The organism is Bacillus sanguinis (assembly GCF_018332475.1).
Lineage (GTDB): Bacteria > Bacillota > Bacilli > Bacillales > Bacillaceae_G > Bacillus_A > Bacillus_A sanguinis.
This window is the reverse complement of the sequence record NZ_BOQB01000533.1, coordinates 1-446: the sequence shown is the minus strand read 5'-3', so window position 1 is coordinate 446 and position 446 is coordinate 1. Positions and strand designations below refer to the sequence as shown.

The 446-nt window shown below is 31.8% G+C and carries 2 protein-coding genes; both read right to left on the bottom strand.

Going from position 1 to position 446, the window contains the following annotated elements; all coding sequences use genetic code 11:
• Positions 1 to 208 (bottom strand): cation:proton antiporter regulatory subunit (locus KI369_RS28285; RefSeq protein ID WP_498033625.1); only part of this gene is annotated, 208 nt, incomplete at its 3' end.
• 53 nt (positions 209 to 261) lie between these two features.
• Positions 262 to 446 (bottom strand): hypothetical protein (locus tag KI369_RS28280; RefSeq protein ID WP_212958965.1); only part of this gene is annotated, 185 nt, incomplete at its 5' end.

The following is a 446-nucleotide window of genomic DNA, read 5'->3' as shown; positions in this document are numbered from 1 at the left end:
ATACCATTCCGCCTAATATTGCTGCAATTTGTCTTGCCTCGGAGTCACGTAATGAAATACTGGAGATACTTTCTTCATGGTCTGAATCAAAGTGATACATTTCTCTACGCCCGTCATCATGAATAACAATCACCATCTTTTCGTTACCTTTCGTAACGATTTGAAATTTGTAACCAATACCTGGAAGTTCACTTTCTCTAATATTCATATTTAGCTCCTCCACAACATTTTATTTGAATTTTCTGTTTTTCTGTTTTTTATTCATCCAATCAACTTTAGAAATTCTAACCATTCAGGATACCTATGAGTTGGAAATCTTTTATTGTAATAATAAGTGGCTCCTAAAAAGATACTTAAAGATGTAATGATAAAAAATATATTACTTCTCGTTTTCAAACTCTTAAGGCTTACATTCAATAAAGATTCTTCTTTCAAATTATCCCCTC